Source organism: Anaerococcus sp. NML200537, assembly GCF_026131715.1.
Classification (GTDB): Bacteria; Bacillota; Clostridia; order Tissierellales; family Peptoniphilaceae; genus Anaerococcus; species Anaerococcus kampingae.
This window is the reverse complement of record NZ_JAMXSL010000057.1, coordinates 1-8,142: the sequence shown is the minus strand read 5'-3', so window position 1 is coordinate 8,142 and position 8,142 is coordinate 1. Positions and strand designations below refer to the sequence as shown.

The window sequence follows — 8,142 nt, the reverse complement described above, 5'->3', positions numbered from 1 at the left end:
GTCTTTTATAGTGAAGATATTTTTATAATTAGTAAAATAAAAGCAAGGAGGATCTATGAACTTTAATTTTAATAATAAAAAAGAAAACAAAATCAATTTTATTTTCGAAGAAGATAATAAGAATAAGTTTTTTAAGGCTAAAAGTGGCGAAATATTGCCAGTAGAAGCTGAAGGAGAAATCCTACTAGGCCTTGGCAAAAGTGAAGACTTTACTAAGGATATCCTAAAAGAAGCTGTAGCTAAACTTATAAGATTTTTAGCTGATAAGGATATTTCTACTATTTCATTTTCAGCAAATAATACAGACCTTGATGATAAGGACTTTTGCCTTGCAATAGGAGAAGCCTCTATGGTGGCTTCATATAAGTTTGACCACTACAAGAGCGAAAAATCTAGTCAAAAACTTTCTGAAATTAACTTTGATGAAAGCCTTTCACCATATAAAGCTGACCTAGAAGAGCTTTCAAATGTTTTAGAAGGTCAATTTTTAGCAAGAGACCTTGTGAATCTAAGGTCAAATGACATCTACCCAGAAACTTTAGCGCAAGCTGCCCATGATAATTTATCAGACCTTGGTGTTGATGTAAAAATCTATGGCAAGGATGAAATTCTTGATATGGGTCTTACTGCTTTTTATGATGTAGCTAAGGGATCTGATAAGGAACCTAAATTTATAGTTATGGAATACCTAAAGGGTGACAATGAGCCTCTAGCCTTAGTTGGTAAGGGTCTAACCTATGATGCAGGTGGTTATTCTATTAAAACATCTGCTGGTATGAAGACTATGAACTCAGATATGGGTGGATCAGGTACAGTTATCGGTGCAATGAAGGCAATTGCTTCAAATAAGCTTAAAGTCAATGTTGTAGCTATTGTTGCAGCCTGCGAAAACCTAATATCAGGTAAGGCTTATAAGCCAGGTGACATAATCAAAGCAAGAAATGGTATGACAATAGATGTCGATAATACAGATGCTGAGGGAAGGATTACCCTTGCAGATGCTGTAAATTACGCAGCTACAGAATATAAGCCAAGCCTATTAGTTGACCTTGCAACCCTTACAGGTGCAGTCCTAGTGGCTCTTGGCGAAACCTACACAGGTGCTGTTACAAATGATGATGCTGCCTTTGCTAAGGTTAAAAAAGCAAGCGAAGATTCTGATGAAAAAATTTGGCAGCTTCCAAACGATCCATTCTTTAAGACCTACAACCAGAGCGAAAATGGCGATGTCAAAAACTCTGGTGGCAGAATGGCAGGATCTATAACAGCTGGTCAATTCATCGAAAACTTCATCGATGATTGTCCATGGGTTCACCTTGATATAGCAGGAACTGCTTACCTATCAGCTCCACAAGGAATAAATGAAACAGGAGCAACAGGTGTCCATGTTAAGACCCTATACAATTTAGCTAAAAACTATTAAAAAAAAGGGTCTGTTGCAAAACTATGAATAACTATCGTCCCATCATTAGAGGGTTCTCTTAGAAAATTTTTGGCCTAGCCTGCCGGCTCATGGAGGCAAAATTTTCGTGGAGGTTCCTCTAATGATTTGGGACGATTTATTCATTCTGCAACAGCCCCTTGTTTTTATATACCTAGATAGGCTGCTTTTACATCTGGATCTGCCTTTAGATCACTAGCCTTACCTTCTTTTACAATCTTGCCTGTCTCAAGAACATAGGCCCTGTCAGCTATATCTAGGGCAAGATTTGCATTTTGTTCTACAAGTAGGATTGTCCTGCCTTCTTCTTTTAAAATCCTAATCGTATCAAATATCTTATCTACAAATAGAGGCGATAGCCCCATTGATGGCTCATCTAAAAGTAGCACCTTAGGGTTAGTAAGTAGGGCCCTGCCCATAGCTAGCATTTGCTGCTCACCACCCGAAAGGGTACCTGCTTTTTGATTTTTTCTTTCTTCTAAAACAGGAAAAAGCTCGTAAATCTTTTTAATTTCTTTTTGATTTTCTTCGTCAGACCTATCCACAGCTATTGTTCCAAGTTTTAAATTATCCTCTACAGAAAGACCTGCAAATACACGTCTTCCTTCAGGCACTTGTGCAATGCCTTCTCTTGTAATTTGGAAAGATTTTTCCTTTTTGATTGACTTTTCATTAAAGAAAATATCACCCTCTTTGGCATCCAAAAGACCTGAAATAGTCTGAAGGGTTGTAGTTTTGCCTGCACCATTGGCACCAATTAAGGAAACCACTTCGCCTTCTTCTACTTTAAGGCTGATACCCTTAAGAGCCCTGATATTTCCATAATATACACTTAAATTTTCAACTCTTAATATACTCATATTTCCTCTTTCTAGTTGCCAAGATAGGCCCTTACTACTTCTTCATTTGAGATTACTTCTTTAGGATCACCTTGAGCAAGGATTTCTCCATAATTTAGAACAATAAGTCGTTCTGATATACCTAAAACCAGGTTCATATCATGCTCTATCAATAGGATTGAAACTCCGGTTTTTTCTCTTATGACCCTTATAGAATCCATAAGATCTTGAGTTTCAGACTCATTCATACCTGCTGCTGGCTCATCTAGTAGAAGAAGCTTAGGTCTTGTTGCCATAGCCCTTGCTATTTCGAGCTTTCTTTGGGCACCGTAAGGAAGACTTCCTGCAAAGGCCCTGAAATATTTTTCTAGATTGAAGAGGCTTAAGATTTCCTTAGCTGTCTCTGTCGCTTCATTTTCTTCCTTCCAGAAGCTAGGAAATCTTAGCATACCACTAAGAACTCCATAGTCCATGTATTGGTTCATGGCAAGTTTAACATTATCTAGTACTGTTAGGTTATCAAATAGTCTTATATTTTGGAAAGTCCTTGCTACACCCATCTTTGAAAGCTTATCTGGAGAAATACCATTGGTCATCTCCCCATCTAATAAAATCTCACCGCTTGTTGGGGTATATACTCCTGATAACATATTAAAAAGAGTAGTTTTACCAGCTCCGTTGGGGCCGATTAGGCCTAAGAGCTCACTCTTTTTTAGGTTAAAAGTTACATCAGATACTGCCTTAAGTCCTCCAAAGGAAATGCTGAGGTCTTTTACTTCAAGCACATTATCATGTATTATTTCTTTACTGTTCAACTTCAACATCTCCTTTCTTATACTTATCTATCTTTAATAGATTTCTTATTGAAAATTCTTTTCTTCCTAAAAGACCTTGAGGTCTATAAATCATAACAGCTATAAGGATTAGAGCATAGATTACCATTCTCCATTCAGCAAGTGGTCTTAATATTTCCGGAAGAATTGTTAGGCCAATTGATGAGAAGATTGCACCTGTCATAGATCCCATACCACCTAAAACTACCATTACTAGATAGTCAAATGACTTGTTGTAGTTAAATATATTCGCTGCCAATACCCCAAAGCTTTGAGCATAAAGGGCACCTGCTATACCTGCAAAAACTGCGGATAGGGCAAAGGCAAAGGTCTTATACTTTGTGATATTGATACCGCAAGCTTGGGCTGCCAATTCATTATCTCTTATTGATAAGACAGCCCTACCATGACGGCAAGAAGCATAGGTAAAGATCATAGCCACAAGGAAGGCTGCTACAAAATAAAATTTGCCGAAATCATTGGTTGTTGGAATTCCTGCAAGACCTTGGGCACCACCTGTAAAAGCTAGGTTCTCGATTAAAACTCTTATAATTTCCCCAAAGGCTAGAGTTACTATGGCTAGATAATCACCGGTTAACCTTAAAACAGGAAGTCCGATTAAAACACCAAATATAGCTGCAACCACTCCTGCTATTATAAGAGAAAGTATAAAGCCTAAAAATCCACCTACTAGGCCGCTTTTAAGAAATAAAGCTGCTGAATATGCACCAATTGCCATAAAGCCAGCGTGGCCTAGGTTAATTTGTCCTAAGACACCTACAGTTAGGTTAAGACTTGTTGCCATTATTATATTTATACAAATTAGTACAAGGATATTTTGCCAATATCTATTTAAAAGATTAAGTCCAATTAGACTTTGGATTATTACAAAAAATAATACTACTAATGCTGTTGTGATAAGATAAGTTTTCTTTCTATTCTTGGACATATCACACCTTTTCTTTCTCTAGTTTGCCAAATAAGCCATTTGGAGCTACTAGTAAAACTATAATCAACACTACAAATACTATGGCATCTGCATAAGCACTTGATAGGTAAGCTCTGGTTAAAACTTCTATTATACCTAGGATTAAACCGCCTATAACAGCCCCTGGTATGCTTCCAATTCCTCCTAGGACCGCTGCTGTAAAGGCCTTAATACCAAGCATAGATCCCATGAAGGGTTGGATTTGTGGATAGCTAGCTACATATAAAACTGAAGCTACACCTGCAAGGGCTGATCCTATAGCAAAGGTCATTGTCATAACCTTATTTACATTTATGCCAACAAGCTCTGCTGCGCCGTAGTCTTCACTTACAGCTAGCATTGATTTACCGTGTTTTGTTTTATTTACAAATAAGTTCAATAAATATGTTAGTATAATTGTTGATACGATTGTAACTATTGTAGCAAGTGATAGGTGAACTCCTCCAAAGTTTAGAGACTTTTGAGGGAAAAGCCCTGGTATAGGTTTTGCACTTGATGTAAATATCTTTACAAATAAGTTTTGTAAAAATAGGGACACACCTATGGTAGTTATAAGTAAGGAAATTCTTGAAGAATTCCTAAGTGGCTTATAGGCTACTCTTTCTATAACTACGCCAAGTATCGTACATACTAATATGGCAGGTACTATAGCAAGCCATAGTGGCAAGCCTGCCTTAAATAAAGGTAATTGGATGGCAAGAAATACAGTATATCCACCCACCATTATGATATCGCCGTGGGCGAAGTTGATAAGTTTGGCTATACCATAAACCATCGTATACCCTAGGGCTACAAGGGCATATATAGAGCCTAGTTGTAGCCCGTTAAATAATTGGGTAATAAAATCCATTAATCTCTCCTCTTTCTATCTAGGGTTAACAATTGAATCAAACTTGTATTCCCCTTTTTCTATCTTCATAATTGATGCTGCCTTTTTAGGATTGTTATTTTCATCAAAGGTGAAAGAACCTGTTATGCCTTTAAAATTTAAACCCTTTATTGCAGCGCATCTATCTTCGTTTGAATCAGACTGGGCTGCTTCAAAACCTTGTTTTATTATATAAACTGTGTCATAGCCTAGGGCTGAAAATGCAGTAGGATCTTCTCCATAAGTTTCCTTGTATTTACTTATAAATTCTTGAACCTTTGGATCAGTATCTTCAATACTAAAGTGATTGGTAAAGAAAGAATTTTCAATTACATCATAGCTTGATGGGTCCATTGTCTTTAAGATTCCATCCCAGCCATCTCCACCCAAGAAGGCTGCATTGATATTTGCATTTCTTGCTTGTGGTGTAATAAGTGATAATTTCTCATAATATTCTGGCAATAACAATACGTCAGGATTTTTACCAGCTATAGTTGTAAGTTGAGCCTTAAAGTCTGTGTCATTTTCCCCATATGATTCCTTGGCAACTATTTCAATACCTAGCTCTTCTGCCTTCTTTTCAAAGGCATCAGCTATACCTGTTGAATAATCACTTGCAGTATTTTCTAAGATTGCAGCCGTCTTTGCCTTTAAGCTATCTTTTGCATAAATTGCTAATAAATCACCTTGATAAGGGTTTGTAAAACATGTCCTAAAGACATTTGGCTTTCCTACGGTTATTGATTCTTCAGTACCTGTTGGGGTAATAACTGGTATGCCATCAGCTTGACTTGCTTCTGCTATCGCTTGTGATGGGCTTGAGGTATTTGTACCAATTACAGCTGCCGCTCCATTTTCTACAAGCTTTCTATAACTAGTAACAGAATCTGTTAACTCTCCCTTATCATCCAATGATTCTAGGCTAATCTTTTTACCATCTATTCCGCCGTTGGAATTTATTTCTTCAACGGCCATCTTAATTCCATTTACAGTTGATACACCATAGTTGGAGTATTGACCTGTTAGTGGGAAAGTTGAGCCGATTTTTATAGTATTCTCATCAGCTACATTTTTATTATTTGTTCCGCTTCCACATCCTGTAAATATTGCTCCTGTTATAGCAATCATGGTTATAATTTTCTTGTTCATTTTTCCTCCTAATTATTTTTGGTAGAAAAAAACCTCCGTCTTTCCTACCATATGGTAGAAGAGACGAAGGGTTTGTTAGTCTAAATTTAACCTGCTCCGCGGTACCACTCTTCTTCATCAAACGATGCACTCTGATCATATAATGAATAACTCTGTAACGGGAGTTCCCGGCTACACCTACTAATCTTTCAATGCGCTGCTTCATGGCTAGTTCTAAGGCCCATCTTGATATTTCACACCAGCCAATATCTCTCTTTTAAGATAGGTTATCTTATAATATTCCATTTCTTAGCATTTATATTTACATATTATATATCCTAAAACCTACTTGTCAAATATTTTCTTAATAAAAATAGATTTATTTGGATATTTAATTATATGCTACCGCCGATTGCTATATTTTTCAGTCTCTTATTAATTATTTTCCAGCAAAAGCTAATATTCACTTTTTATTCTCGATGAATTTTTACAAATAATTATTTATTAGTACCTGCATCACTATCGAATTTGTACTCACCATTTTCTATTCTTATCATCTTAGCAGTTTTTACTGGGTTGTTGTTTTCATCATAGGTAAATGATCCTGTAACACCCTTAAATTCTACTTTCTTTAGGGCTTCTATTACCTTAGCCCATTCTGTTGTTCCTGCTGCTTCTACGGCTTGTTTATATAGGTAAACTGTGTCATAGCCTTCTGCTGCAAATGTTGATGGGTTTTCACCAAATTTTTCTTTATAGTTCTTTAAGAATGTTTGTACTTCTTCAGATGGGTCTTCTAGGGTAAATTGGTTTGAGAAGTATGAATTATCTAATGATGAAAAGCTTGATTCATCCATTACTGATAGGACTGTATCCCAGCCATCAGCGCCAACTAGAGTAGCTTCAATGCCAGCTTCCTTTACTTGAGGAGCTATTAAAGCTACCTTTTCATAATAATCAGGTATGAATAGGACATCTGGGTTTTGGCCTCTTACATTTGTAAGCTGAGCCTTAAAGTCTGTGTCGCTATCTCCATATGATTCATCTGCTACTACTTCCATGCCTAATTCTTTAGCCTTTTTCTCAAATACATCAGCAACTCCCATTGAGAAATCTGATGATTGATTACGTAGTATTGCAACCTTTTTAGCATTTAACTTTTCTTTTGAGAAGTTTGCTAGTACCTCACCTTGGAAAGGATCTGTAAAGCATGTCCTAAATACATTTGGCTTACCTTCTGTTATGTTTGCTTGAGTCGCTGTTGGAGTGATATATAATACTCCATCATTAACAGAAGATTCTGCTATGGCTAAGGCTGGTTTAGATGGAACTCCACCAAAGATTGCATCTACCTTATCTTCCATAAGTTTGTTGTAGTTAGTAACAGCATCTGTTATCTCTCCCTTATCATCATATTCTACCCAGTCAACTTTTTTTCCGAGTATACCGCCATTTGCGTTTACTTCTTCTAGGGCAAGTTTTATACCATTATTAGTAGTTTGACCATAGATTGATAGAGGGCCTGTTAAAGGGGCTGAGTTGCCAAGCTTTATAGTTTCGCTTGCTTCTTGCTTATTTGCTCCATCTGCCTTTTTGCTTTCGTTTCCACCTTCATTGCCGCAGGCTGATAAAAATAATCCTGCTAGTAACATTCCAACTGCAAATTTTTTTCTTAAATTCATAATTTCCTCCATTATTTTTGGAATAAAAAAACCTCCGTCTCTTTATCCCTACTGGTTAAAGAGACGAAGGGTAATAAACAAATTTTTACACTCCGCGGTACCACTCTTTTTCATCTAATGATGCACTTAGTTTCATTTAATGAATAGCTCTGTAACGGGAGCTCCCGCACTTACCTACTTTTCGGCAAGAAAGCTCAGTGGTGATTTTCGTTAGTTTCATCCTGCTAGTTCGCACCAACCACTAGCTCTCTTGAAGACTATCCTAATTACTCTTCCACATCAACGCTTTTGTATTTGATAGTTCATATTATATAACCCCTTTTATTATTTGTCAAATAAATTTATTATATTTATTTATAATAC

7 protein-coding genes and 2 other annotated features are annotated in these 8,142 nt (G+C 36.7%); of the genes, 1 reads left to right on the top strand and 6 read right to left on the bottom strand.

What is annotated here, in order from left to right:
* Positions 1 to 55: 55 nt before the first annotated feature.
* The gene (locus NH288_RS10880) at positions 56 to 1,423 is read left to right on the top strand and encodes a leucyl aminopeptidase (RefSeq protein ID WP_265215308.1); all 1,368 of its coding nucleotides are present in this window, start codon (positions 56 to 58) and stop codon (positions 1,421 to 1,423) included.
* A gap of 164 nt (positions 1,424 to 1,587) precedes the next feature.
* Here the strand turns inward: NH288_RS10880 and NH288_RS10875 are convergent, their stop codons facing one another.
* The 6 genes from NH288_RS10875 to NH288_RS10850 all read right to left on the bottom strand — a co-directional run bounded on the left by NH288_RS10875 (position 1,588) and on the right by NH288_RS10850 (position 7,779).
* Entirely contained in the window at positions 1,588 to 2,295 is a 708-nt protein-coding gene (locus tag NH288_RS10875; RefSeq protein ID WP_321161888.1) for an ABC transporter ATP-binding protein, read from the bottom strand.
* 17 nt (positions 2,296 to 2,312) lie between these two features.
* Positions 2,313 to 3,104 (bottom strand): ABC transporter ATP-binding protein, encoded by a 792-nt coding sequence (locus NH288_RS10870; RefSeq protein ID WP_265215305.1) that lies wholly within the window; start codon positions 3,102 to 3,104, stop codon positions 2,313 to 2,315.
* Entirely contained in the window at positions 3,085 to 4,062 is a 978-nt protein-coding gene (locus NH288_RS10865; protein ID WP_265215304.1) for a branched-chain amino acid ABC transporter permease, read from the bottom strand. Before NH288_RS10865 ends, NH288_RS10870 begins: the two co-directional genes overlap by 20 nt.
* A gap of 1 nt (position 4,063) precedes the next feature.
* Positions 4,064 to 4,951, bottom strand: a complete 888-nt coding sequence (locus NH288_RS10860; RefSeq protein WP_265215302.1) for a branched-chain amino acid ABC transporter permease — start codon at positions 4,949 to 4,951, stop codon at positions 4,064 to 4,066.
* A gap of 15 nt (positions 4,952 to 4,966) precedes the next feature.
* Positions 4,967 to 6,118 (bottom strand): ABC transporter substrate-binding protein, encoded by a 1,152-nt coding sequence (locus NH288_RS10855; protein ID WP_265215300.1) that lies wholly within the window; start codon positions 6,116 to 6,118, stop codon positions 4,967 to 4,969.
* 56 nt (positions 6,119 to 6,174) lie between these two features.
* Positions 6,175 to 6,417: a binding site (T-box leader), on the bottom strand.
* 177 nt (positions 6,418 to 6,594) lie between these two features.
* Complete coding sequence (locus NH288_RS10850; RefSeq protein WP_265215298.1) at positions 6,595 to 7,779, bottom strand: ABC transporter substrate-binding protein; 1,185 nt, start codon at positions 7,777 to 7,779, stop codon at positions 6,595 to 6,597.
* Positions 7,780 to 7,835: 56 nt separating this feature from the next.
* Positions 7,836 to 8,071: a binding site (T-box leader), on the bottom strand.
* Between the last annotated feature and the right edge of the window lie 71 nt (positions 8,072 to 8,142).

Excerpts from the sequence above, each read along its gene's own strand:
- NH288_RS10850 (WP_265215298.1), bottom strand. The coding sequence starts at position 7,779 with ATGAATTTAAGAAAAAAATTTGCAGTTGGAATGTTACTAGCAGGATTA.
- NH288_RS10855 (WP_265215300.1), bottom strand. The coding sequence starts at position 6,118 with ATGAACAAGAAAATTATAACCATGATTGCTATAACAGGAGCAATATTT.
- NH288_RS10870 (WP_265215305.1), bottom strand. The coding sequence starts at position 3,104 with ATGTTGAAGTTGAACAGTAAAGAAATAATACATGATAATGTGCTTGAA.
- NH288_RS10860 (WP_265215302.1), bottom strand. The coding sequence starts at position 4,951 with ATGGATTTTATTACCCAATTATTTAACGGGCTACAACTAGGCTCTATA.
- NH288_RS10880 (WP_265215308.1), top strand. The coding sequence starts at position 56 with ATGAACTTTAATTTTAATAATAAAAAAGAAAACAAAATCAATTTTATT.
- NH288_RS10865 (WP_265215304.1), bottom strand. The coding sequence starts at position 4,062 with ATGTCCAAGAATAGAAAGAAAACTTATCTTATCACAACAGCATTAGTA.